Below are 23,153 nucleotides of genomic sequence, written 5' to 3' on the forward strand. Positions count from 1 at the left end.
AAGCAATGTACTTTATAGAAGTAAAATTATTTTGCGTGAGGATCAAATTTCACCGAGTAGTTACCGTGCTGCTTGTAACGCACGATCTTTCCGGCGGCATCTCGCTCAAAGGTCAAGGTCTCTCCAAGTTCTTTATCCTCACGAATTTTTCTAAAGGTATCTCCGGAGATGTGCTTATACATGGTCATCGCCTCAGCAGGATCATCTGCAGGTAGATTTAAAGTGACCAACTTGTCGCCCCAAGTGCCTATGTAAAGTTCGCTCCACCAAGGTTTGGTATTGTAGTATCCGGTATACTCTGAAAGGTCAATAGGCTGTTCGCTTTCATCTGTTTTTTCGGTTTCTTTTACTTTGCTGATGATGCCATTGATACCGTTAATATACTTGCCGGGATTGGTTGCGCTAGCATTGATCATTACCGAAAATGCAAGCTTGCGCTTCAGGTCAATTTGTAAAGCGGTGCGATACCCGGGACAGCTGCCGCCGTGACCTACCCAAGTGTTTCCATTGCTGCCTTTATAAACTACAAAACCTAATCCCCAAGTGGTTTTCCAGTTAGGATCTGTAAAGTGCACTTGCTGCATCAGTTTTAAAGTTGAAGGTTTTAGAACTTCGGTAGTTGTAGTATCGCGCAGACGCAATTGCCACGAAGCGAATTTACCCAGATCGGTGACGTTAGATGAAAAGCCTGCCGCAGGCATAATCCCGTTAGCTTGAAAAAAGTTAAGCTTATCTCTGTTTCCACTGCGGTCTAGCGCATTGTAACCAAAGGCGAGTTCACTGCCATAGAGCGCTTCGGGAAGTTCGGTGCGGGTGTCAGCAAGTCCTAAAGGTTTAAGAATGTTTTCAGCAACATAGGTTTCATACGGCATCCCAGACACTTCGGCCACGATCTCTCCTAAAAGGGTCAGTCCTAAATTGCTGTATTGAAAGTACGTTGACGCAGGATAGAGCGTCTCCTGATTTTTTAAACCTGCATCTACCTCTTCAGTAGTTGGGAAATCAAACTCGGGAGCCGTCCAGTAGGGAGCATCGGCCTCTCGTGGTAAACCAGAAGAGTGTGTTAATAACGAGCGTACCGTGATAGGGCCGCTGGCAGCATACTGTTGCTTAAGATTATATTGAGGTAAGAGATCGCTTATACGATCGTCTAAGCGCAATTTACCTTCATCATACAGCTTCATAATGGCTACGGAAGTAAACAACTTAGAGATCGAGCAAATGCTGCACAAGGTTGAGGGCTGAGTGCTTACCTTATCGGCTACATTGGCAAGTCCTACAGCTCCAGACCATAGCACATCTTGATCTTCTACAACAATAGCACTTAAACCGGGGAGTTGATCAAAGTCTTTTTGGGCATCAAGCCATACTTCTACCAGTTGTAAAGCTTCTGTATAATCTTTTTTAGCATCTTGAGCGAATGTAGTTCCTAAACAGAAAGAAAAGAGTAGGGTAATGTAAAGGTATTTCATAGGTAGTGACGATTTTTTAGTTGGAATTTTAATTGGTAAACTACTTGCCTAAAAATACGTCATTGGGAATTAAGATACCCCCTTGTAGCAATTGTATACGTGCACTAATCACAAACAACCGATTTACTAAACAATAAAAAAGCGACAGCTTCTAAAGAACTGTCGCTTTTAAATAAAATTTGTTCCGCCCAAGCCTAGTCCGCGTAGGCGTGTTTATAGGGCTTGTTTTGTAAGATCTTCAGCATATCTTTTTCAAGACTTTCAATAGGATATTCTACAATACGGCCCAACTCAGTACCGTTTTTACTAAAGATCAACGTAGGTACACGCTTGATGTCTTTCCCTTCTTCCAATCCTTCAGGTGTGGTTTTAGAACGATCTACTGTGATGAGTTCGACGTCTTGTGTTTTACCAGCCGCATCTAAGATCTTATAGAAGCGAGGCGTTTCTCGTTTACTATCGCTGCACCAGGTTCCCATAAAAACGGTAACATCTACATCTTCTAACAGCGGCTTGAGTTGCATGACCACGTCTTTATCGATGTCATACTCGGCATAGCGTGGGTTAAACCACGAACCAAAAGTACCGGTTTGCAGTTCCATACGCTCGGTCTCACCGGTAAGCATTTCCGGTTGTTGAGGCGTTGCCGGTTTAGCCGGAGCTTCTGGTGCTTCGGGAGCCTCGGGAGCTTTAGAAGCAGTACTTGTGGTGGTTGTGGTCTTGCAGCTCACGAGTGCACCCAGTGCAAGGGCTAAAAGGCCTGTTTTATACGTTTTCATAGTTTGTATGTTTTAGCTTACCAGACTTTCCTGGTCCATTTCTTCAGGTTTGTCAACACCCATCATAGCTAAGATGGTAGGAGAGACGTTTCCTAAGATTCCGTCTTTTACGCTCTTGATGTCGTTGTCTACCACGATGATCGGCACAGGGTTAGTTGTGTGCGCGGTGTTTGGCGAACCGTCTTCATTTTTCATCGTTTCGCAGTTTCCGTGGTCAGCGATCACGATGGTGCTGTAGCCGTGCTCCAGACCGGTCTCGATTACATCCTTAGCACAGCTGTCTACTGCTTCGCAGGCAGCGATGGCTGCTTCGATCACTCCGGTGTGTCCAACCATATCGGGATTGGCAAAGTTGAGACAAACAAAGTCTACTTCTTCTTTTTTCAACTCGGCTGTGATCTTATCACGCACTTCATACGCGCTCATTTCAGGCTTCAGGTCGTAAGTCGCTACATCTGGAGATTTTGCGATCAAACGGGTTTCGCCTTCAAATTCTTTTTCACGTCCTCCCGAAAAGAAGAAGGTCACGTGTGGGTATTTTTCAGTCTCTGCAATACGGATCTGTTTTTTACCTGCTTTAGAAACCACCTCACCAATCGTATTGGTCAGGTTGTCTTTGTCAAAAATGATATGGATGTTTTCAAACGTCTGATCGTAATTGGTCATCGTCACGTAGTACAGGTCGAGTTTCTTGGTATCCTGCTCGGGGAAGTCCTCCTGAGAAAGCATACGGGTCAATTCGCGTCCACGGTCAGTACGGTAGTTAAAGAATAAAACCACATCGCATTCATTGATTGTGGCAACCGGTGCATCATTTTTGGTGATCACCAAAGGTTCTAGGAATTCGTCAGTAGTACCGTCTGCATAGGATTGTTTGATCGCAGCAACAGGATCTGTAGTTTTGGTCCCGATTCCTTTTACCGCAGCGTCATAGGCTTTCTTTACGCGCTCCCAACGGGTATCGCGGTCCATCGCAAAGTAACGGCCGGTGATGCTCGCCAGTTTAGCGCCATTCTCTTTAGCATAACCGTCAAGGTCTTCGATAAAGCCGGCCCCGCTTTGCGGATCAACGTCACGACCATCTGTAAATGCGTGTACGTAAACTTCTTCAACACCTACTTCGTTCGCTGCTTTGATCAGTCCTTTAACGTGGTCAATGTGCGCGTGCACGCCACCGTCTGAAACCAGACCTAAGAGGTGAATAGGCTTCTTATTTTCTTTCGCGTAAGCAAAAGCATCTTTAAGCTCCTTTTGCTCGCGTAATTTATCTTCTTTAAGCGCTTTGTTGATCTTAGCAAAATCCTGGTATACAATGCGGCCGGCGCCCAGGTTCATATGGCCTACTTCGCTGTTTCCCATTTGTCCGTCAGGCAAGCCTACATTACCGCCGTGGGTAAGCAATTGTGCGTGTGGGTATTTGGTATATAACGAATCAATAAACGGAGTTTCAGCAAGGTCTACTGCAGAAACGTCCTTATTAGGTGCAAATCCCCATCCATCGAGGATCATTAAAATGACTTTCTTATTCATGGTTTTTCTAGTTGTACTACAAAGATAATCACTCTTAACGCGAATTACGAAAACTTTGCGTTTTAATAACTTTAGCGTTTTCTAGAACTAGAAGGGGCAATCACGCTAGAAATGTTACGGGTTTAAGCGCGGTACTTGTCAATCGCGGCACGTATTTTTTCAATACGATTGTCAGGATCGGGGTGACTGCTTTGAAATTCCGGTACGCGCTGCCCGCCACTAGCTTCTTTAAGAATCTGCATCACCTCAATAAGCGCTTCTGGATCATAACCGGCCTCAATCATAAACTTTACACCCAGATCATCACTTTCCAGTTCGTCGCCGCGACCATTTTTAAGCAAGATGGTTTGGCCTAACTGACTGGCGAGCATTCCAGCATCTGCGCCTACTTGCGCTCCGGTGGCCACCGTATTGGCGAGTTCGCTTTCTGCAATACGCTCCGCCGAATGTCGCCCCACCACGTGACCGATCTCGTGCCCTAGAATACCGGCTAATTGATCTTCGCTGCTCAGCCGTTTATAAAGCGCGTATGTGATAAAAATCTGCCCGCCCGGTAATGCAAAAGCATTCACCGTATTGGGATCGCTGAGTAAATGAAATTCGTATTGATAAGGTGTTTCTTGAGCGATGGTGTTGTCTACGAGCTTTTTTCCTACAGCGTCAATCTGATTTTGTAAACGTTGGTCGGGATACAGGCCGCCGTGTTGCTCAGCCATTATGGGCGCATTCTGTAAACCGATAGCGATCTCTTCTTCGGTAGAAAGGCTAATGGCTTGCGTTCTTCCGGTATACGGATTTTCTTCCTGACTGCCGCAATACCGGATAACACCAAAGGCTACAATGGCTACCCCTAAAAATAATTTGAGTGCTCTTCCGCCTAGTTTCATAGCATGAGGATTTTTAGCTCAAAAGAGCGGGGTTAATGTCTAAAATGTTCTCTGTACGGTATTGATTGATAAATGCTGAAGTAAAAGCTTCGCTACCCAATAAGTGTTCCTGCTGAAGGATTTCGGCTACATCTAACTTTTTGTACTGTTGAAGATAGCCAACCGAAAGCGGCGCGTAGCTAAAATGCCAAGGTTCATAGTTGAAGCCTTTGCGACCATAATTATTAGTGTACACCTCATAAAATCCGAAGGATTCTGCGTGTTGATCCAGCCAGGCTTTGAGTTCGCAAAACGGACCTGTTCCGTGAAATTTGTCAGGATCCAATACATTGCTGGTCACTCCGGTTCCTGATTGAATGATGTCAAGGTCTGTTGCCCAATGGTGACGCGAAGTTCCGGGGATGGTGCTGTACTCGATGATCTTTTTGATCGCATCAAGGTCGCTCATTCCATTAGCGGTATAGCTTTTGAATTTACGTTCCCAGATGCGGTTTTGATGTGCATAATCGCGATAACTAGACACTACCTGAATACCAATGCCGTCTTGTTGCGCAGCCGCTGCCATGTTATCAAACGCTGCAGACACGGCAGGGCGCAAGCGGTAGCCGTTTTTCTCAATAAGCTCAGGATTGCCTTTGCCTATAAGTTGGTCTGTACTCAAGGTCTCCTGAGTAAGAGCCCAGTTCGGGAAGCTGCTTAGTGCGGCGGTCGCCAGAGCTGTGGTTTGTATAAAGCGTCTTCGTTTCATTCTAAATTTTTATAAAGCAGGTAATGCGTGCCTATGGGTTCGATCTCAAAAGGTTCGCCTTCAATTTTAAAACCTTTACGGGTATAAAAGTTAAGGGCTTTGATACGAGCGTTACACCAAAGAAGCTTGTAACCTGCAGCTTTAAGCCGTGCTTCACCGGCAGCGACCAATAGATTTCCCAAGCCTTTACCTTGATAGCCATCAAGAACCGCCATCCCGCGTAGCTGATATTGCTTCCCTTTAAATTGCGGTTTGGTAGCGTTCATAAAGGTGACCACGCCAATAAGCTTGTCTTCATCAAAAAGTCCTAAGTGAAACGTATCTTCGGCATCGTCACCGGGCATTGCACAGGTTTCTAAAGGTCTGCCTGCGCGTAGCACCGGGTGGCGTACCGCATAGGTTTCTGCCGAAGTGATCTCGTGAATGGTAAACGGATTTGTTTTCAAAACGCCTTGCATAAATTAAGCACGCACGTCTGCGTACTCAGGTTTCTCATCAAATTTAACTTCGGCAAAAGGACAAAGTGGTTCTATTTTGATGTTTTTTGAACGTGCCCACGCTACCGTATGATCCAGGAGTTTGCTTGCGTAACCTTGATGTTCGTGTTCCATTTTTGTCTCGGTATGGTCTACAATGATGGTGTTTTCATCCTGAACGGTATAAGTAAGTTCAGAGATTTTTCCGTGTTCACCTTCTATCCAGAACATCCCTCTTTTGTCATTTTCTCTATGTTGAATTGTATAATCCATTACTTTTGTGTGTTTTTATTGGCACCACCAAAGGGTTTAATATTCCGAGGCTAGCCGCTGAATTGAAATTTTGTTTCTAACAAACACCTCTAGGTCTTGCCTTGAGCGCGTTTAGTTCCTTTCTAATACAACTGAAAGGATATACATTTAAAAATAGCAATTATGTCCAAAATTACGGTCACCCGTTTGTATAAAGAAGACATTAACACCTTTTTACCACTGGTTCAGGAATTGATGGAGCACACGGTGGAAGAAAACCTATTAAAAGTACGTTTTACCGAAATGTTTGAGCATCGGTATCAATGTCGCGGTATTTATATTGAAGGCGAACTCGCCGGTGTTTTTGGGTTGTGGTTTGCCGTACGGCATTATGCCGGAAAAACCTGCGAGGTGGATCACGTGTATATCAAACCTGAATTCCGCAATCGAGGTTTAGGAAAACAGGTTTTTCAGTGGATTTACGACTATGCGCGGGCGGAAGGCTGTGAAACTTCAGAATTAAATACGTACGTGCATAACTTTCCCAGTCACAAGTTTTATATGAATGAAAACTATGTGATCAAAGGCTATCACTTTTTAAAGAAGCTTTAGTTTACGGTAATTTCAGAATCAGTAGGCAATTCATACGGTGCCTTATCAGCTTCAAAAATTCGGGCGCTGTGCGGACCGCGTAAGGTGTATACGCGTTTTTTAACTTCAATCCAGCTGCCTTCACGCAGACCGACTACAGGAAGCGCATTGAACTGATGAAATTCTTTAATACGGGTTTCGCGGGTTTCGCCCATATGCGTACTGCCTTCTACAGGATCCAGATAATGCGGATTGATATTAAACGGAACCGCACCCAGCGTTTTAAAGCTAGGAGGGTAAACGATAGGCATGTCGTTTGTGGTTTGCATACTTACTCCTGCAATATTGGTTCCTGCACTGGTGCCTAAGTACGGCATGTTTTCATACAAACGGTCGCGTAAAACTTCAAGAACTTTATACTCGTACAATTGCTTGACCAACAAAAACGTGTTGCCACCACCGGTAAATACACCTTCAGCTTTTTTAAGCGCTTCCGCCGGATCTTTAAATTGATGCAGGCCTACCACTTCAATATTCAATTGTTTAAAAAACTCCTGAGCTTTGGCAGTGTACAATTCGTGCGAAATTCCACCGGGACGCGCATACGGAATAAAAATAATGCGCTTGGCTGCCTTAAAATGTTCGCTAAGCTGAGGTTTTAAATAATCTAAGTAACTGCCTCCGTGAACGGTGGAGGTACTGGCAAGAATTAAGTTTTTCAAAGGGTTTAGGTTTTGTTTTTCAAAGGTACGTGCCAGAAGGTATTTAACAAAAATTTACGCGGAAATATCGGGTACTTTAAAATACATGTCGTTACTTCATAGTAGAATTTTAAACGTGATATCATGAAGCTGGTTACTACACTATTGTTATGCTTAAGTATAGGTTTTTCATTACAGGCGCAAGTTGCCCGGGTTATGATCGACGGGCAAATTATTGTTCCCGCAGGCGATGATGTAGCAGGAATTGTAGTGTATAATAAAACCGCGCAACGCGGAACCATAACCTCAGAAGAAGGGACTTTTGATATTGCCGTAGCGCGTAATGATGAAGTCGTGATCCAGTCGGTTCAATTTGCGCCAATAACTGTAGTGGTTGACCAGGGCGTGGTAAGCAGTAAACAAATGAATGTGACGCTGAGAGAGACGGTAAATGTGCTAGACGAAATTATCGTAACGCCTTATGATCTTACCGGAGATATTGTAGCCGATGTAAACCGGGTGCGCACTGTAGACCCTGTGCCTTTTGATGGAAGCGACATTCGTATTGAAGATAGCCAGTATGACAAGAACTCTCCGGCTGATAATATTGCAATAGATGATCAACGCTGGCGGTACGGCCTCAACTTTGTAAATATCTTTAAAGCAATATTTCAAAAGTCTGATGGGGAAGAGGAGGAAGCTGCAGAAGATGAACTTGCTGAAATGTATTCCAATACATTTTTTCAGAATAATCTGGATATCAAAAAAGAACACATAGGCCTGTATATGGATTATGTAGCCGCCAATGGACTAACTAAAGAAATGCTTGAGCAAGGGAACGAACTTGCCCTAATTCAGTTTTTGATAGATAAGCGGGAAGACTTTAAAAAAGAATTGGCTGCAAGCAAATAAGCGGAAACTTAATGTGCTCCATGTAAAAAAGCAGCCCCAACAACAAGACTGCTTTTTCGAATTAACTAACCAAAAATCAAACTAACACTATTTATTTTAGGGGTGAAAGACGCGTTAAAATCCTCTAGTTGCATAGGCCAAATATGGGCTGTGTTTTAGAGAATCCAAGGCTCTTTTTTGCTCAGGCAAAATGGCCTTTTTGCTTTGTTGTTTTATAGGGGTTGCGTAAAAACCACGTGAGCAGTTAGGGGCACTGTACGTGTGTTGCATCGCCGTGGTTTTATCCGCAGTATTTTTAATTTTCTCTTCATTAGTTTGATCGCTTTGTTGCGATACTTCTTGTGCAACTCGTTCTGGAGTCGTAGTTATTGATTTAGAGTTTTGAGCAAACCCAATCATTGAACAAAATAAAAAAGCAAGAGGTAAAAAAGTCTTCATAACTAAACCGTTTAAATTCTTTACAAATGTAGGTTTGTTATGAGATTACGATATCGTTTTCACCGTGAGCTGCCTGCTTCTGTCGATGAATGGTTTTTTGCTGTCGATGAATGGTTTAAATGTCTGATTAATAGTATTTTAAATGTTAGTTGTACCGTTATTGCGTGTTGAGTTTAATCGATTTAGTTTTGTTGAGGTTTTAAGTCGCTTATTTTCAGTAGAATATATTTTTTAGGTTTGCGATTTGTAACAGGTTTTACTTTCGGTTGACAAACAAGGAGGTTCTAAATGTTCTGTTGTACCCAGAGTTCAAAAAATACCTTGAGGTGAATTACAGCGGCCTTTGCAACTAAAATTATTTTTCTGCGTATTTAGGTCAGAAGCAATTCTTATAAATGAATAACAATATTCCGTTTCCTTCTAATAGTTTAGGTTCAATTTTGGGTGGCGCAGCTCACTTTAAAGTGCAACTGTGCATCTTGAGTTTTTTTGTTTGTACGTTTTGCATTCAGGCTCAAGAAGTGCAAATGCTAGAAGGGCGCGTGATCAATGACTCTATTGAGCACGAGTACCTACATATTCTAAATCTTACCTTACAAAAGGGAACCATCACTACGCAGAGCGGAAATTTTACAATACCGGTGCGTCAAAACGATACCCTCTACATTTCAGCTTTACAGTTTAAACATCAAGAGATCGTGATCACACCTCAAATCTTTGAGCGGCGCTATATAGAGATCAAATTAGAGACCGAAGTAACCGAACTCGAAGATGTAAACATTAGTGATACTGATCTCAGTGGACGACTGGGAGATGATATGAATCTGCCTAAATTAGAAAAGCCTTTTGATCCTGCGGCTGCCGGTTTACCGGTTTACACAGGACCTGTGCGCACGCAGGAAGAACGACGTTTATATACGGCAACCCATTCGGCAGGCGGTATCATACCCGTAGATGCCGTTATTAATGCCATAAGTGGTCGTACCGCGTATCTAAAGAGGATCGTAAAATTGTCTAATATGGAACTGAAAGTACAAGAGGCGCGAAACTTAGTTTCAGACAGCACCTACATTTATAGACTTCGTATAGGGCCGCGCTACATTGACGATTTTGTGCATTATGTGTATATGGATCAGCAAGAGCATTTAGCGATAGCTTCAAGCAATAATCCATTAGCACTGATGGAAATGCTACTGGAACAAGCCCCACTATACATCCGCTCAAAAGAGCAGGAAGGCGTAGCGGTTCAAAGCGATTTAGAAAATTAAGCTGAAGTTGTGGAATGCATTTTGATTGGGTAGCGCCGCAATGCATTTTAAAAGACGTATTTTTACAGGACTTATGAGAAAAACAATTTTGCTTTTACTTGTGGCGCTCCCCTTGTTAGGAGCCGCAGCGCACAAATATTATTTTAGTGTCACACAAGCAGATTATGATGCTAAAGATCACGCGCTAAAAATGGTAACCCGAGTGTTTTATGACGATCTTCAAAAGGTATTTCAAGAACGTTACGATAAGTCGATCAAGGTTGATGCTTCCTACGATCAGAAGAAATTAGATGGCTATATTGAGCGGTATTTCAATCAAAAATTCATTGTCAAGATCAACGGAAAAGAACGCCGGTTAAATTACATAGGGCACAAAGATGAGATGGATTATGTAGTTTGTTTTATTGAAGTGACTGATGTTCAAAATCCTAAAAGCATTTCAATAGAAAACACCTTACTGATGGATCTTTTTCAAGATCAAAAAAATGTGGTGCATCTCAATACCGGAACCACTAAAAAAAGCTTTTTACTTACCCGAGATAATGATAAAGCGGTGTTAAACTTTTCTGAATAATTTACTAAGATTAGGTTAATCTTTATTTTTATAAAATTCTTAAGCACTTAAAATAGATTACATTTTTATGAAACAACTAAAGCACACGTTTTTTGCCGTGCTACTTCTGGTTGGGGCAACAGCAGTTGCACAGGAGGAACAAGCACCTAAAGAAAAACAAGCAGGTCACACAAACACAAACAAGTTTAGACAACTTTATAATGAGTTTGCGACTCCTAATCAATACCGTACTGCTTCTGGAGCACCCGGTCCTGCTTACTACCAAAATGAGGCAGATTACGAAATGAAAATAACCCTTAATGATGAAAATCAGACGATAAGCGGTTATGAGACCATTACCTATCAAAACAACAGCCCAGATCAGTTAGAATACTTATGGGTTCAGCTAGATCAAAACATTCGTAAAAAAGATTCTCCTGCTCGTGAGCGCAACGGTAGTGGGATGTCTCCTGTAGCACAGCCTGCCGGGATTGTTTCAGAATATATGCAAGAGCCTTTTGATGGTGGCTTCAACATTAGCGAGGTTACTCAAGACGGTAAGCCATTAAAATATATGATCAACTACACGATGATGCGTGTAGAAATGCCTGAGCCTTTAGCTTCAGGAGATTCTTTTGAATTCAGCATTCGATGGAATTATAACATTCCTGAGCACACGGTAGATCGTGCGCGTTCAGGATATGAGAGCTTTCCTGACGGAAATAAAAACTATGTGATCGCACAGTTCTTTCCTAGAATGTGTGTTTACAATGATGTAGAAGGATGGCAAAACTACCAATTCTGGGGAAGCGGAGAGTTTGCACTTCCATTTGGAGATTATGATGTAGAGATCACAGTGCCTGCAGATCACTTGCTAGACGGAACCGGAAACTTGGTAAACCGTAAGGATGTTTACAGCAAGGAAGAGTATAAGCGTTGGGAACAAGCTACTAAAAGCTATGACAAGCCGGTAATTATTAGAACTCAGGCCGAAGCAGAAAACATTGAAAAAGGCCATAGCACAAAAACTAAAACCTGGAAACTTCAGGCAGAAAACGTGCGTGACTTTGCTTTTACGTCTTCTCGTAAATACATCATGGATGCTCAAGCGGTTAAGTTTCCAAAGGGAGACGTGATGGCGATCTCAATCTATCCTAAAGAAGGAAATCCGCTTTGGGAAGAATATTCGACTAAAGCAGTAGTACAAACTTTAGAGTCGTACTCAAGAATGACTTTTGATTATCCTTATCCTAAAGCGATCTCTGTTCACGGTAAGAATCAAGGTATGGAATACCCAATGATCTGCTGGAACTACGGGCGTCCTAATGAAGATGGAAGCTATAGCGACCGTACTAAATTTGGAATGATCAGTGTAATTATTCACGAGGTTGGACACAACTTTTTCCCAATGATCGTAAACAGTGACGAGCGTCAATGGGGATGGATGGATGAAGGAATCAACACCTTTGTACAATACGTAGCAGAGCAGGATTTTGGTGAAAATTACCCGGAAGCTATTGCTCCTAATGCAAAATACCCATCACGTCGTGGTGCTCCATCAGCAATCACTGGATATATGGGAGGGAATCAAGATTTTATCGCTCCTATAATGTCTAATCCTGAGAATGTTTATCAGTTAGGAAACAATGCCTACGGAAAGCCTGCAACTGCTTTGAACATCTTGAGAGAGACTGTTATGGGCCGTGAGCTTTTTGATTATTCATTCAAAACATACGCGCAGCGCTGGATGTTTAAACACCCAACTCCTGAAGACTTCTTCCGTACTATGGAAGATGCTTCTGCAATTGATTTAGATTGGTACTGGAGAGGTTGGTTCTATACTACAGAAAATGTAGATATGGGCGTAGAAGAAGTAAAATCATATTACTTGACCGACAAACCCACCCAAGCCGGAAAAGCTTTAATGGAGCGTTATGGTGTAGATCCTGCAGGTAGAGATCTTGTTTATGTAGTTGAAGAGGATGGTGAAGATTATGATCCTGCGATGAAGAGTAAATCAAGTTTAGAAAATGCACCAAACCTACAAGAATTCTTGATGGACAACTTTAGTGCTGCCGAGCGTGCAAAACTAAAAGCGCCAAAGCATTTTTACGCGATTAAATTCAACAAGCCGGGCGGTATCCCAATGCCTATTATTGTGGAGTACAGCTATGCAGATGGTACCAAAGAAAAAGTTACCTATCCGGTACAGGTATGGCGTATGAATGACGCTGAGGTAACTAAAGTTCTAGCTACTGATAAAGAGCTTACCGGTGTACTTTTAGATCCGGATCTAGAGACTGCTGATGTTGATGTAAGTAACAACAGCTGGCCAAAACAAGCTCAGGAAAGTGAGTTCGATAGCTTTAAAGAAGGTGCAGAAGACTAAGCCTCTTTAAGACATATTTAGTATATTAAAAGCCGATGTTTCTTACATCGGCTTTTATTTTTCCTATATATTTGCAGTGTTATGAGTATACCACTTTTTATTAGCGGAGGCGAGATTGCTTTTGTGATTTTTATTGTGATAATGGTTTTTGGAGCTGATAAAGTGCCTGATATTGCCAGAGGTTTAGGTAAGGGTATGCGCACCTTAAAGAATGCTACAGAAGACATCAAATCTGAAATCACTAAAAGCGCAGATAAGCAAGGCATCAATACAGATATCGCAAAGGATATGAAGAAGGAAATTGATGACGCTAAGAAGAATATTGAAGAAATTACAGGTTCCGTAAAACGGAAATTCTAATACTGAAAAGCTATTTTTAAAATACAATTATAAGCCTTTGAGCCTCCTAGTGTTCAAAGGCTTTTTTATTGCACAGATGACCCTGAAACCGGCCTTGTTAAATTTTATTACTTTATAATAAATTTCACCTCTAAAATGAGAATTAAGTAATATCTTAAACAAGAAATTACAAATCTGTGGTTTTAACCTAAAATGCTTTAAAAGCCTTCATTCTTTATAGCATTTTAGTTCAATGATTGTATTTATTCTAAGTGTTAATTAGGAATCCCGACTTCAAAATGGAGTCGGGATTTTTGTTTGAGAGCTTATAGTAGGCGTAGCTTTTAAAATGTCGCGGCATTACGAGCTACTCTTGTCTTTTACGGCTTATAGTCAGGCCATCTCTAATGGTAAGTAAAACCGTCTCTAGGCGATCATCTTCAGCAAGTAGCCGATTGTATTCTAAGAGCGCTTTTGTTGAGGTGTCTTTTGGATTGAGCGGTTCTACCACTTTACCACTCCATAACACGTTATCAGATAGAAGGAGTCCGCCGGGTCTGAGGCGGTCAATAATAAGATCAAAATAAGCCGGATAATTGGGCTTATCAGCATCCATAAAAATAAGGTCAAAGTCTTCTTCGATCTTTGGGATGATGTCAAGAGCCGGCCCTAAATGTTGCTTTATATTTTTGGCGTACGCCGAAGCATCAAAGTATTTTTTTTGAAGATCTACTAATTCTTCATTGACATCAATGGTGTGTAAAATACCGTCTGGTTGTAAGCCTTCTGCTAAACAAAGCGCAGAATAACCTGTATAGGTTCCTACTTCAAGAATGACTTTAGGGTTGGCAAGTTTTGCGATCATACTTAATATGCGCCCTTGATAATGACCACTTAGCATTCTGGGTTGAACTACTTTCTGGTAGGTTTCGCGTGTAAGCTTACGTAACAACTCCGGTTCTTTTTCAGAGTGGGCTACGGCATAATCGTCAAGATCTTCAGAGATAAAATGCATATTAATCTTCGCTTTCAAGGCCTTCTAAAACCTCCTCGTCATGTAACATTTTTCGGGTTTCCTGCTTCATCAGATCAAGCTTGGTCCGCAGGCTCATATCTTTGGTGAATTTTCCGTCGTAGATAAGATTTAAGATGGCTTTGTCTTGCACACGACCGCGGCGCATCGCTTCAGAATAGCGTAGATCTTCTCTAAAGGTGACCAGCGCATATTTTGAAAAATATTCAGTAGGAAACGCTTCTTCAAAGGCTATTTCTAGTTTTCTCTTTTCCTGAAAAATAGGACGGGCGGTATGTGCTTTCATTTCGTGAAAATTATCTACCGCAAGGTCTGCAATGGCATCAGTATCTTCTTTACGCTCTTCTTGATAGGCTTTAAAAACAGTCTTCCAATCACCCGCATACTGGTCTAAATATTGATCCAATACATAAATATCTTCAAAAGCAGAATTCATTCCCTGGCCATAAAAGGGTACAATTCCGTGCGCAGCATCTCCCAGTAACAATACCTTGCCGTAAGCGTGCCACGGCGAACATTTAATGGTGCCTAAAGGTGAAGTAGGGTTTTCTTTAAACTCGGTGAGAAGATCAGGCATCAGAGCGAGTGCATCTGGATACTCGCGTTTAAAATAGTCAAGTACGGCTTCATCTGTATTTAAGCTGTCAAAGCTGTCTTTACCTTCCTCCCAAGAAAGGAATAGGGTGACGGTAAAACTTCCGTCGAGGTTGGGTAAGGCAATCATCATATCTTTTCCTCGGGGCCAGATGTGTAAGGCGTTTTTTTCTACTAAAAATTCGCCATCTGCTTTGGGAGGAAAGCTCAATTCTTTATAGCCGTGTGTTAAGAAATCCTGCCCGTAGCTGAATAAAAACTTGCGGTGCTCCAGCATACTTTTACGCAGGGCAGAGCCCACACCATCAGCACCCATTACCACATCGGCTTGATAGGTTATGGTTTCACCGGTTTTGTGATCTTCAAAAGTCGCCTGTGCAGTTTCGATATTTACGCCGGTGCATTTTTGATTGAATTGCATTTTTATGGCAGGCATCTTGTCACATTCGTCAAGCAACATGATGTTGAGGTCTTCCCGGGAAATAGAATTGATATATTCATTTCTACCGCTATACGGACTCATAAAAAGTTGTCCTTCGGCATTGTGAATCATACGCCCATTCATTGGGATACACAGCGGTAAGACTTTGTCTTCAAGTCCGGCCAGGCGAAGGCCTTTCATTCCTCGATCTGAAAAAGCTAAATTGATAGATCTGCCGCTATCTACGATTTCTTTACGTAAATCAGGGCGCTTTTCCATCAGCGTGACTTTATATCCGCGTTGCGCCATGCGCAATGCTAAAAGCGAACCGCAAAGTCCGGCGCCAATGATTAAAATATGTTCTTGTTCTTGCGTTTTCAAAAATGGTTTGTTAGTTGAAAATCCTCGAGGATCTTAAATGGTTATAAGGTTGCTAATAGCTCTTTTAGGCGTTGTGTCATTTCATACACATCTTCAAAACTGTTGTACAATGGTGCTGGAGCCACACGTATAACATCAGGCTCACGCCAATCGCATATAATGCCTGCTTGCATAAAGCCGTCATGCATGCTTCGGTCTGCGTTTTTAACTTGAATAGATAGTTGGCACCCGCGTTCTTCTGCATTTTTAGGGGTAAGAAGAGCTATGCGGTCATCATCAAGTTCATTTATGAGGAATTCTAGATATCCGGTAAGCTTTTTAGATTTGGCCCGAATATTTTGAAATCCGGCTTCTGCAAAAAGCTCTAGCGACGCACGAATAGGTGCCATGGACAAAATTGGCGGATTGCTCAGTTGCCAGCCTTCTGCTCCCGGGATAGGATCAAAATCGACGCGCATATTAAAACGGCTGTCCATTTTATGGCCCCACCAACCTGTAAAGCGAGGGATATCTTTATCATCAGCGTGACGCTCATGTACAAAACAACCTCCAATGGCTCCGGGGCCACTGTTTAAATATTTATAAGTGCACCATACGGCAAAGTCGGGCCCATTATCGTGCAAATCTGCATCAATATTTCCCACACCGTGCGCAAGGTCAAAGCCTACTTTACAACCATATCGGTGTCCTAGCTGGGTGATTTCTTTTATAGGGTATTTTTGGCCGGTGTAGTAATTAGAATTTCCGATCATCACAAGGGCGATTTCTTCACCGTGTTCTGCCATTAGCGCTTCCAGATCCTTAAAGCGGTTAAGATGCTCTCCCTCGCGCGGTTGCCAAAGCAAAAGCGCATCATCTGGATTATAACCTTTTTCTTTGATCTGAGATTTTACCGCATAACTGTCTGATGGGAAAGCGTCGCTTTCGATCAAGATCTTATAGCGCTTGGCAGTAGGCCGGTAAAAGGACACCATCATCAGGTGCAGGTTGGTAGAAAGTGTGTTCATCAACACAACTTCGCCCGGCTTTGCACCTACGATATCAGCCATAGACTTGGTCATCACTTCGTGATACGTTGTCCAGGGAATTTTAGCTTTGAAATGACCTTCAACGGCAAGTTCGGCCCAATTGCTGAGCTCTTGAGCTACATATTCTTTGGCTTTTTTGGGTTGAAGTCCTAGCGAGTTTCCGCAGAGGTAAATTAAATTATTGCCTGCTTCGTCTTTGGGAAAGTTAAATTCATCGCGAAATCTAGCAAGTGTATCGTCTGCATCTGCTTGTTTAGCAAAGGCTAAGGTGTTTTTATAATGGGTGCTTGATTGTTCTGACATAGATGGTAAAAATAACACATCGGCTCACGAGCGACAAACTTAGGTTTGCTATTCCTTCTAGGTATTTAGAATTGCAGCATTGTGCACGCTCGCCCAATTATTTTATGTTATTTTGGAGTTGATTTCAATTGAGGTTTTATGAATTCGTTGCGTCTGGTTTTTAGTAATCTACGGTATTTTACTCCGGTTTTTTTGTTTGCCACCCTGAATATTCTTTACGGGACTTGGGCGATCTATATTCCTAAAATAACAGCCAAGTTGCAGTTGTCTGAAGGCGAACTCGGCTTTGCGGTGTTTTTTATGGCTTTAGGAACCTTATGTACCATCCCTTTTGTACCCCGATTTATCAAAAACATAGGTCTAGGAAAAGCGGTTTTGTTTGCGGTAATCGGCTTTTGTGTGTTGATCATACAGCCATTTTTAGCGAGCACCTATGTGCTTTTGTGTGCCTCATTGTTTGGAGTAGGTATTTTTTCCGGATTGCTTGATGTGACAATAAATACTTTAGTCACCGAAATCGAGCGTCGCGACGAAGTGCATTTTATGTCGGTTTCTCACGGGTTTTTCAGTTTAGGCGGAATGCTGGGTGCCGGATTAGGCAGTTTGCTGATGCCGTACATCGCTTTACCAAAGTGGCACATAGCCGGTGTAAGCGCCCTGTTGATTCTAATCAATTTGCTTTTATGCAAACACTATTTTTCGATCAAAGCAGCAGCACACGAAGAGACCTCAAGCTTTAAACTGAAGAATTTGCGACCCTTAGTAGGTTTAGCATTAATAGGCTTTTTAGTAATGGCCGCAGAGGGAGCGATCGTAGATTGGAGCGCATTGTATATGGAGCAGGTAACTTTGGCAAGCGCAGCATTGGCGGGCTTAGGATATACTATTTTTAACGGAACAATGGCTATTGGCCGTTTTTTTGGAGATGCGATCAGCGCATCTTACGGATCGCGTCTGATCATCATTGTAGGTTCTTTTATAGCAGCAATAGGTTTTGGAATTATCCTCAGCGGAAGTACTATTTACGCATTACTGGGTTTTGGAGCTGTAGGGCTTGGACTTTCAATTGTGGTGCCGGAGTTGTTTAGATACAGCGGAAATTTAAAAGGAATACGTGCAGAAGAAGGCATAAGTTTTATCGCTGGTACCGGCTTTGTAGGCCTGCTTTTAGGTCCGGTTTTTCTTGGGTTTCTGGCGGAAACCTTCAGCTTAAAAGGCAGTTTTAGTGCTTTGCTTTGTTTTACCGCATTAGCCGGGCTCATTGCTGTACGCTTAAAACGCAATTAAAAAAGCCCGTACAGCACGGGCTTGGTATTTAGTAAAACTATCTAAAGAAAGTCTGCGTCTTGGAATTTCTAACACTTAATTCTATTACTCTTCGGTTTTTACAGCGATATCTGTAAAATACAGATGAACTGCATCTTCGGGCGCTTTATGATCTGCAGCGATCTTGATTCCTTTGTAATCTTTATAATCTTCCCAAGTGGTTACCATAGAATATTCTGAAACGTTTCCGCGGCGGTAAATCCATTCTCTAACCATAAACTCATCATCATAAAAGAAATCGTAAGCATCACCCGGCGTATAACCGCCTTTTTCGCCATTGTAGGTAAGTGTGATCTTACTTAATTTTTGTTGGCTCATAGGAGCGGTCGCCGTATCCTGAACTGTTAGTGTTGTGCCTTCATCCCAAACCAAATGCATAGGAGCGAGTAACCAATAGGCATCGTTGATAAAGCCTTTGTCTGCATCCATAGAGAGGCTATCTACTTCTTTTCGATTGAAAGAAACCGTGTCCTTATCACTGCGCATCGTTACATCCATAGTTTGCGGATTCCATTTCCAAGCGCGTTCAAAATGGCTGTCACCACGATCTACATTGAAGGTGAATTGTACTTCAGTAACTGATTTCCAGTTTTTCAAGCCGTTTGCTTCGGCGATTTTATAAGCGATCTCCTCTTCAGGAGTGCGGTCTTTTTCGGCAAGCTCTTCTGTATTCACTACCGGCGGCTGCGCTGTGGTTTCTTGAGATTCGTTTTTACAGGCAAACAGACTTAGGCTTAAACCGGTAAGGAATAGAATTTTTTTCATGGATTAGTCTTAATAGGATTGTTCATCGTTTTAAAAGTACAAAGCTTATTGTTTAGAGCGCGCATTTTAGAAAGATTTTATGATTGTCTGGGGCTTGCAAAGTGTAAGTCTGAGTGTATTTTACGACTGTTAAAACAAATGAATTTGTATGAAAAAAATACTGCATAGATCTGAAACTCGAGGAGATGCTAACCACGGTTGGTTGCATAGTAAACACACATTTAGCTTTGCAAATTATTATGATCCGCAGCGTATGAACTTTGGTGTACTGCGCGTGTTGAATGATGATAAAGTAAGCGGCGGTATGGGCTTTGGAACGCATCCGCATCAAAATATGGAAATCATTTCGATTCCTTTATCGGGTGACTTGGAGCATCAAGATAGTATGGGGAATACTACCGTGATCAAAGAAGGAGATATTCAGGTTATGAGCGCCGGGACCGGCGTGCAACATTCAGAATATAACAAAAATAAGGACGAGGAAGTTCGTTTTTTACAGATTTGGGTCATTCCGCATACGCAAAATGTTGAGCCACGATATGATCAAATAACCTTGAAAAAAGAGGATCGTAAAAATAAACTGCAGCAAGTGCTTTCGCCCAACAAAGAGGATGCAGGTGTGTGGATTCATCAAGACGCTTGGTTTAATATGGTAGATCTTGATGCTGATAAAGCGGTTACTTATGATTTCAATCTAGTGTCAAACGGACTATATCTATTCGTTTTAGAAGGAAGCGTTGAAGTAGCAGACGAAAAGTTAGAACGCCGTGACGGCTTGGGGATTTTTGAAACGCAGTCGATCACCCTTAAAGCAAGCGAGCAGGCTTCGGTGCTTTTAATGGAAGTGCCTTTACGCGTTTAGATAAAAAATGCCTGCATTGACCGTGTGATTAAGACTGATATTTTGTTGGTACTGCCAATGTCTCATGGTCTTGACCTGAGCGGATTTACTTATTAATTTTGTTGAAACTATTAATTAAACCTTTAATCTATGGAAACACCAATTAAGTTAGAGTTAGTAGGACAAAAAGGAGAACTGTTTGCCTTGAAATATCCGGGACTACAAATTCCTATTCACGTCAACCAAGAGTTGCTTGAAAAATTTAAAGCCAGTGATGAATATGTGGTCATTGAGCATCAGTCTCCACCGGAGTATACTAATGAGCTTTGGGCTTCTTCAGATACAAAAAGTCAGATCAATACTTGATTTTCTAAAAGTGCGATACAAAACAGTATCGCACTTTTTTATTGGCACTGTTAGAGCCTTAAAAAAATACATCGTTACCTTAAGAAATCCGCAAGGGATTTACAATTTTAATAACACAAGCGTGCCGGTTTTTTGCTTTTACATAGGTTAATTTTGCACTTTAGAATCAGGTTATGACAAAACGCTTTACAACTTCTTCCCGCAATTTAATCATACTCATTCTTGGAACGCTAATAGCTATTGGTCCGTTTTCTATTGATATGTATCTGCCCGGTTTTGGAAACGTAGCCGATGATTTTGGGGTAGACATCAGCAAAGTAGGTCTTACGCTTACCAGCTATCTCATCGGGATCGCATTGGGGCAATTAGCCTATGGACCTTTAATGGATCGTTTTGGTAGAAGAAGACCGCTAATAGGTGGTTTGATTTTATTTACGGTTACTGCATTGCTGTGTGCCTTCAGCTGGAATCTCAACATTTTGATCGCTGCCCGCTTTTTTATGGCCTTGGGAGGCTGCGCCGGAATGGTTGCTTCTAAAGCGATCGTAAGAGATTTGTTTGAGAAAAAACAAGTTGCAGATGTGCTTTCGACCCTGATGTTGATTATGGGAGTTGCGCCTATAATTGCGCCTACGGTAGGAGGTATCGTCATTGGTGCTTTTGACTGGGAAGCTGTGTTTTATATTCTTGCGGTATTTGCCATTTTGATGCTGCTGCTTATCACATTTGTACTTCCTGAAAGCGCAGCGCCTAACCGCAGTACCAGCTTACGTCCTAAGAATATTATTCTAGAATACCTTTCTATTTTACGCAACAGAGAGTTCTTTATTTTTGCGATCACACGAGGCTTTACTATGGGATGTTTACTGAGCTATGTGAGCAGCGCTCCCTTTATTTTTATCGAATTTTTTGAACTGAGTGAGCAGCAGTTTGGGTGGGTCTTTGGGAGTAATGCCTTAGGTTTAATTCTGGGAAGTCAGATCAACCGTTTGGCCTTAAAACGCTTTTCACTATTGCAAATTACCGTCACTACCTGTGTAGCCTTGAGTATACTCACAGCCTGTGGTTTGGGGATAAGTTTTCTAAACTTAATCAATTTTTGGGTGGTGTATCCTTTCCTGTTTATGATGCTCTTTTTGATCGGTTTTCAAAACCCTAACGTGACCGCTTTATCTTTAGATCCTTTCACGAAACAAGCCGGAAGCGCTTCGGCATTAATAGGAAGTATTGGGATGATCTTTGGTTCTGTAGCCAGTATTTTAGTTGCTCAACTAGTGACCGAAAGCGTCAAGCCGTTACTCTACATTTTATTCGGAAGTGCGTTATGCAGTTTGGCGTTGGTGCTATATTATCTCAACAGACGTAAAACTTATGCTTTGCAAACTTCTTAATTCATAAACCGAAGCATTTTAAGAATTACCGAAGCGCTTGTCTGAAATTCTGCTCCTCTCAACTATTAAGAAAGTTTTGGTTTCGCTAGAAACTTATTTGTTAGTATTTTAAAACCTAAAATTAAAAGTCTGCTAAAAAGGCTCTTTAGGTAGCTCACCCATTTTAAAAACTAACTTATGAATTCAAAAAAAGCACTTCCTCTAATTCTCATTTTACTTTTTGTGACATTGCCTGTGCTTGCGCAAGAAAAAAGTTATGATTTCGGTCTTTATTTGGGTGGAGTGAATTATTATGGGGAGGTGGGCAAAAAGAAAGCGATTGCGCCTAATCGCGCGTTTTTTGGACTTATAGGAAAAATGAACTTTAATGAAAAGCTGAGTGCTCGTGCTACGTTGACCTATATGACGCTGTATGCAGATGATCGCAATGCCGGCGATGAATACCGAGCTAATGGAAGAGGGCAATCCCTATTTTACTCCTTTGAGAACAGTCATATAGAGCTTACCGCAGGTATAGAGTATACACCGTTTTCATTCTTTAATAATTCAAGAAACCCCATTGATTTTTATGTTTTTGGAGGTATAGGAGCAGCTTATGGCGATGAATTGTATTACCCGCTTTCGGCGGGATTTGAAGATGTAGCTGCTGAAAAATACGGTACAAGTACGCGTCTGGTAGTGCCTTTTGGCGCCGGATTAAAAACGTTTGTGGGTAGTAAATTTATGTTGGGCTTAGAGTTAGCTCCTCGCTATACCACTTCAGATAATTTTGATGGAAGTCATCCTGATGAACCGCGTTTAGAGCCTAACCAACTTCCTAATTTTGCAAATAATGATTGGTACACCTACATAGGCATTACCCTGACGTATCGCATAGGTAAAGGTAGTGACGCGTATTGTGATTGTACATTGTAATCGGTTAATGACTTCTTCAAAAGCTAAAAATAACCAGAGTAGTTATAGTGTTCTAGTGTTTGCAATTAGCTAATCTAAACCACTACTTGGCGTATTCTTCAATTACAAAATCGCCCCAGTCAGCAATAGATTGTATTAAAGGAATTAGAGTTTTACCAAAATCAGTTAAGGAATATTCGACTTTTAAAGGTGGTTTTGATGTATAAACTTTTCTTTTGATCAGGCCATCTTCCTCTAACGCTTTTAGTTGTAGACTCAAGGTTCTTTCGGTAACCGTAGGCATTGATTTTCTCAATTCGTTATACCTTAATTTTTTATTTATTAGATGGAAGAGGATCACCGTTTTCCATTTTCCACCAATAATTCCCATCGTTAAGCTTGCACAACAAGGGTATTCGTTACCTCTGAAAGTAATCATTTTTGCATCTGCTTTTTCCATATAATTAGTACTATC

Annotated in this window: 25 protein-coding genes; 11 read left to right on the top strand and 14 right to left on the bottom strand. The window is 41.8% G+C overall.

Annotated features, from left to right (window positions below):
* Positions 1–26 precede the first annotated feature (26 nt).
* The 7 genes from BUA96_RS12335 to BUA96_RS12365 form a co-directional block, all read right to left on the bottom strand.
* Positions 27–1,472 (bottom strand): serine hydrolase domain-containing protein, encoded by a 1,446-nt coding sequence (locus BUA96_RS12335; protein WP_072983505.1) that lies wholly within the window; start codon positions 1,470–1,472, stop codon positions 27–29.
* 194 nt (positions 1,473–1,666) lie between these two features.
* Positions 1,667–2,251, bottom strand: coding sequence for a thioredoxin family protein (locus BUA96_RS12340; RefSeq protein ID WP_072983507.1), 585 nt, complete (start codon positions 2,249–2,251; stop codon positions 1,667–1,669).
* 12 nt (positions 2,252–2,263) lie between these two features.
* Positions 2,264–3,781 (bottom strand): 2,3-bisphosphoglycerate-independent phosphoglycerate mutase, encoded by a 1,518-nt coding sequence (gene gpmI, locus BUA96_RS12345; RefSeq protein WP_072983509.1) that lies wholly within the window; start codon positions 3,779–3,781, stop codon positions 2,264–2,266.
* A gap of 122 nt (positions 3,782–3,903) precedes the next feature.
* Positions 3,904–4,668: a M48 family metalloprotease gene (locus BUA96_RS12350; protein WP_072983510.1), complete on the bottom strand. Its 765-nt coding sequence runs from the start codon at positions 4,666–4,668 to the stop codon at positions 3,904–3,906.
* 13 nt (positions 4,669–4,681) lie between these two features.
* Positions 4,682–5,416 carry a M15 family metallopeptidase gene (locus BUA96_RS12355; RefSeq protein WP_072983512.1) on the bottom strand — a complete coding sequence of 245 codons (735 nt, stop codon included), beginning with the start codon at positions 5,414–5,416 and terminating at the stop codon, positions 4,682–4,684.
* On the bottom strand, positions 5,413–5,874 hold the full coding sequence (locus tag BUA96_RS12360) for a GNAT family N-acetyltransferase (RefSeq protein WP_072983514.1): 462 nt from the start codon (positions 5,872–5,874) through the stop codon (positions 5,413–5,415). Before BUA96_RS12360 ends, BUA96_RS12355 begins: the two co-directional genes overlap by 4 nt.
* A gap of 3 nt (positions 5,875–5,877) precedes the next feature.
* Positions 5,878–6,165, bottom strand: coding sequence for a GNAT family N-acetyltransferase (locus BUA96_RS12365; RefSeq protein ID WP_072983515.1), 288 nt, complete (start codon positions 6,163–6,165; stop codon positions 5,878–5,880).
* 162 nt (positions 6,166–6,327) lie between these two features.
* Here BUA96_RS12365 and BUA96_RS12370 point away from each other — a divergent pair, with 162 nt between their 5' ends.
* Positions 6,328–6,756 (top strand): GNAT family N-acetyltransferase, encoded by a 429-nt coding sequence (locus BUA96_RS12370; RefSeq protein WP_072983517.1) that lies wholly within the window; start codon positions 6,328–6,330, stop codon positions 6,754–6,756.
* Here the strand turns inward: BUA96_RS12370 and pepE are convergent.
* On the bottom strand, positions 6,753–7,457 hold the full coding sequence (pepE, locus tag BUA96_RS12375) for a dipeptidase PepE (RefSeq protein ID WP_072983519.1): 705 nt from the start codon (positions 7,455–7,457) through the stop codon (positions 6,753–6,755). The genes BUA96_RS12370 and pepE overlap by 4 nt on opposite strands.
* Before the next feature lie 123 nt (positions 7,458–7,580).
* Here pepE and BUA96_RS12380 point away from each other — a divergent pair, with 123 nt between their 5' ends.
* A complete protein-coding gene (locus BUA96_RS12380; protein ID WP_072983521.1) occupies positions 7,581–8,348 on the top strand; it encodes a peptidase associated/transthyretin-like domain-containing protein in 768 nt (255 codons plus the stop codon).
* 114 nt (positions 8,349–8,462) lie between these two features.
* Here the strand turns inward: BUA96_RS12380 and BUA96_RS12385 are convergent, their stop codons facing one another.
* Positions 8,463–8,786 carry a hypothetical protein gene (locus BUA96_RS12385; RefSeq protein ID WP_072983523.1) on the bottom strand — a complete coding sequence of 108 codons (324 nt, stop codon included), beginning with the start codon at positions 8,784–8,786 and terminating at the stop codon, positions 8,463–8,465.
* A gap of 395 nt (positions 8,787–9,181) precedes the next feature.
* Here BUA96_RS12385 and BUA96_RS12390 point away from each other — a divergent pair, with 395 nt between their 5' ends.
* From BUA96_RS12390 to BUA96_RS12405, 4 genes are all read left to right on the top strand, one after another.
* Positions 9,182–10,054 carry a hypothetical protein gene (locus tag BUA96_RS12390; RefSeq protein WP_084673151.1) on the top strand — a complete coding sequence of 291 codons (873 nt, stop codon included), beginning with the start codon at positions 9,182–9,184 and terminating at the stop codon, positions 10,052–10,054.
* Positions 10,055–10,127: 73 nt separating this feature from the next.
* Positions 10,128–10,628: a DUF6702 family protein gene (locus BUA96_RS12395; protein WP_072983525.1), complete on the top strand. Its 501-nt coding sequence runs from the start codon at positions 10,128–10,130 to the stop codon at positions 10,626–10,628.
* A gap of 67 nt (positions 10,629–10,695) precedes the next feature.
* Positions 10,696–12,996 (top strand): M1 family metallopeptidase, encoded by a 2,301-nt coding sequence (locus BUA96_RS12400; RefSeq protein WP_072983527.1) that lies wholly within the window; start codon positions 10,696–10,698, stop codon positions 12,994–12,996.
* 81 nt (positions 12,997–13,077) lie between these two features.
* Entirely contained in the window at positions 13,078–13,356 is a 279-nt protein-coding gene (locus tag BUA96_RS12405; RefSeq protein ID WP_009781325.1) for a Sec-independent protein translocase subunit TatA/TatB, read from the top strand.
* 346 nt (positions 13,357–13,702) lie between these two features.
* Here BUA96_RS12405 and BUA96_RS12410 read toward each other — a convergent pair whose 3' ends face one another.
* From BUA96_RS12410 to kynU, 3 genes are read right to left on the bottom strand one after another with little or no spacing between them, the layout of a single operon-like run.
* Complete coding sequence (locus tag BUA96_RS12410; RefSeq protein WP_072983529.1) at positions 13,703–14,350, bottom strand: O-methyltransferase; 648 nt, start codon at positions 14,348–14,350, stop codon at positions 13,703–13,705.
* 1 nt (position 14,351) lies between these two features.
* Positions 14,352–15,764, bottom strand: a complete 1,413-nt coding sequence (locus BUA96_RS12415) for an FAD-dependent oxidoreductase (RefSeq protein ID WP_072983531.1) — start codon at positions 15,762–15,764, stop codon at positions 14,352–14,354.
* A gap of 41 nt (positions 15,765–15,805) precedes the next feature.
* The gene (kynU, locus tag BUA96_RS12420) at positions 15,806–17,095 is read right to left on the bottom strand and encodes a kynureninase (RefSeq protein ID WP_072983533.1); all 1,290 of its coding nucleotides are present in this window, start codon (positions 17,093–17,095) and stop codon (positions 15,806–15,808) included.
* 138 nt (positions 17,096–17,233) lie between these two features.
* On the opposite strand from kynU, the gene BUA96_RS12425 reads away from it, so the two are divergent.
* Positions 17,234–18,382: an MFS transporter gene (locus BUA96_RS12425; protein WP_072983535.1), complete on the top strand. Its 1,149-nt coding sequence runs from the start codon at positions 17,234–17,236 to the stop codon at positions 18,380–18,382.
* Between the two features lie 84 nt (positions 18,383–18,466).
* Here the strand turns inward: BUA96_RS12425 and BUA96_RS12430 are convergent, their stop codons facing one another.
* On the bottom strand, positions 18,467–19,186 hold the full coding sequence (locus BUA96_RS12430; protein WP_072983536.1) for a hypothetical protein: 720 nt from the start codon (positions 19,184–19,186) through the stop codon (positions 18,467–18,469).
* A gap of 148 nt (positions 19,187–19,334) precedes the next feature.
* Between BUA96_RS12430 and BUA96_RS12435 the strand changes: the two genes are divergently transcribed.
* The 4 genes from BUA96_RS12435 to porG all read left to right on the top strand — a co-directional run bounded on the left by BUA96_RS12435 (position 19,335) and on the right by porG (position 22,699).
* On the top strand, positions 19,335–20,048 hold the full coding sequence (locus BUA96_RS12435; protein ID WP_072983538.1) for a pirin family protein: 714 nt from the start codon (positions 19,335–19,337) through the stop codon (positions 20,046–20,048).
* A 129-nt stretch (positions 20,049–20,177) separates the two neighbouring features.
* Positions 20,178–20,393, top strand: a complete 216-nt coding sequence (locus tag BUA96_RS12440) for a hypothetical protein (protein WP_072983540.1) — start codon at positions 20,178–20,180, stop codon at positions 20,391–20,393.
* 173 nt (positions 20,394–20,566) lie between these two features.
* Positions 20,567–21,784, top strand: coding sequence for a multidrug effflux MFS transporter (locus BUA96_RS12445; protein ID WP_072983542.1), 1,218 nt, complete (start codon positions 20,567–20,569; stop codon positions 21,782–21,784).
* Positions 21,785–21,961: 177 nt separating this feature from the next.
* Positions 21,962–22,699, top strand: coding sequence for a type IX secretion system protein PorG (gene porG / locus BUA96_RS12450; protein ID WP_072983544.1), 738 nt, complete (start codon positions 21,962–21,964; stop codon positions 22,697–22,699).
* An 82-nt stretch (positions 22,700–22,781) separates the two neighbouring features.
* Here porG and BUA96_RS12455 read toward each other — a convergent pair whose 3' ends face one another.
* Positions 22,782–23,117 (bottom strand): winged helix-turn-helix transcriptional regulator, encoded by a 336-nt coding sequence (locus BUA96_RS12455; RefSeq protein ID WP_072983881.1) that lies wholly within the window; start codon positions 23,115–23,117, stop codon positions 22,782–22,784.
* Positions 23,118–23,153: the final 36 nt, after the last annotated feature.

Source organism: Leeuwenhoekiella palythoae (assembly GCF_900130045.1).
GTDB lineage: Bacteria > Bacteroidota > Bacteroidia > Flavobacteriales > Flavobacteriaceae > Leeuwenhoekiella > Leeuwenhoekiella palythoae.

Excerpts from the sequence above, each read along its gene's own strand:
- BUA96_RS12430 (WP_072983536.1), bottom strand. The coding sequence starts at position 19,186 with ATGAAAAAAATTCTATTCCTTACCGGTTTAAGCCTAAGTCTGTTTGCC.
- BUA96_RS12440 (WP_072983540.1), top strand. The coding sequence starts at position 20,178 with ATGGAAACACCAATTAAGTTAGAGTTAGTAGGACAAAAAGGAGAACTG.
- BUA96_RS12365 (WP_072983515.1), bottom strand. The coding sequence starts at position 6,165 with ATGGATTATACAATTCAACATAGAGAAAATGACAAAAGAGGGATGTTC.
- kynU (WP_072983533.1), bottom strand. The coding sequence starts at position 17,095 with ATGTCAGAACAATCAAGCACCCATTATAAAAACACCTTAGCCTTTGCT.
- BUA96_RS12435 (WP_072983538.1), top strand. The coding sequence starts at position 19,335 with ATGAAAAAAATACTGCATAGATCTGAAACTCGAGGAGATGCTAACCAC.
- BUA96_RS12360 (WP_072983514.1), bottom strand. The coding sequence starts at position 5,874 with ATGCAAGGCGTTTTGAAAACAAATCCGTTTACCATTCACGAGATCACT.
- BUA96_RS12405 (WP_009781325.1), top strand. The coding sequence starts at position 13,078 with ATGAGTATACCACTTTTTATTAGCGGAGGCGAGATTGCTTTTGTGATT.
- BUA96_RS12390 (WP_084673151.1), top strand. The coding sequence starts at position 9,182 with ATGAATAACAATATTCCGTTTCCTTCTAATAGTTTAGGTTCAATTTTG.
- BUA96_RS12385 (WP_072983523.1), bottom strand. The coding sequence starts at position 8,786 with ATGAAGACTTTTTTACCTCTTGCTTTTTTATTTTGTTCAATGATTGGG.
- BUA96_RS12335 (WP_072983505.1), bottom strand. The coding sequence starts at position 1,472 with ATGAAATACCTTTACATTACCCTACTCTTTTCTTTCTGTTTAGGAACT.
- BUA96_RS12370 (WP_072983517.1), top strand. The coding sequence starts at position 6,328 with ATGTCCAAAATTACGGTCACCCGTTTGTATAAAGAAGACATTAACACC.
- BUA96_RS12380 (WP_072983521.1), top strand. The coding sequence starts at position 7,581 with ATGAAGCTGGTTACTACACTATTGTTATGCTTAAGTATAGGTTTTTCA.
- BUA96_RS12340 (WP_072983507.1), bottom strand. The coding sequence starts at position 2,251 with ATGAAAACGTATAAAACAGGCCTTTTAGCCCTTGCACTGGGTGCACTC.
- BUA96_RS12400 (WP_072983527.1), top strand. The coding sequence starts at position 10,696 with ATGAAACAACTAAAGCACACGTTTTTTGCCGTGCTACTTCTGGTTGGG.
- gpmI (WP_072983509.1), bottom strand. The coding sequence starts at position 3,781 with ATGAATAAGAAAGTCATTTTAATGATCCTCGATGGATGGGGATTTGCA.
- BUA96_RS12445 (WP_072983542.1), top strand. The coding sequence starts at position 20,567 with ATGACAAAACGCTTTACAACTTCTTCCCGCAATTTAATCATACTCATT.
- BUA96_RS12355 (WP_072983512.1), bottom strand. The coding sequence starts at position 5,416 with ATGAAACGAAGACGCTTTATACAAACCACAGCTCTGGCGACCGCCGCA.
- BUA96_RS12410 (WP_072983529.1), bottom strand. The coding sequence starts at position 14,350 with ATGCATTTTATCTCTGAAGATCTTGACGATTATGCCGTAGCCCACTCT.
- BUA96_RS12395 (WP_072983525.1), top strand. The coding sequence starts at position 10,128 with ATGAGAAAAACAATTTTGCTTTTACTTGTGGCGCTCCCCTTGTTAGGA.
- BUA96_RS12425 (WP_072983535.1), top strand. The coding sequence starts at position 17,234 with ATGAATTCGTTGCGTCTGGTTTTTAGTAATCTACGGTATTTTACTCCG.
- BUA96_RS12455 (WP_072983881.1), bottom strand. The coding sequence starts at position 23,117 with ATGATTACTTTCAGAGGTAACGAATACCCTTGTTGTGCAAGCTTAACG.
- porG (WP_072983544.1), top strand. The coding sequence starts at position 21,962 with ATGAATTCAAAAAAAGCACTTCCTCTAATTCTCATTTTACTTTTTGTG.
- BUA96_RS12350 (WP_072983510.1), bottom strand. The coding sequence starts at position 4,668 with ATGAAACTAGGCGGAAGAGCACTCAAATTATTTTTAGGGGTAGCCATT.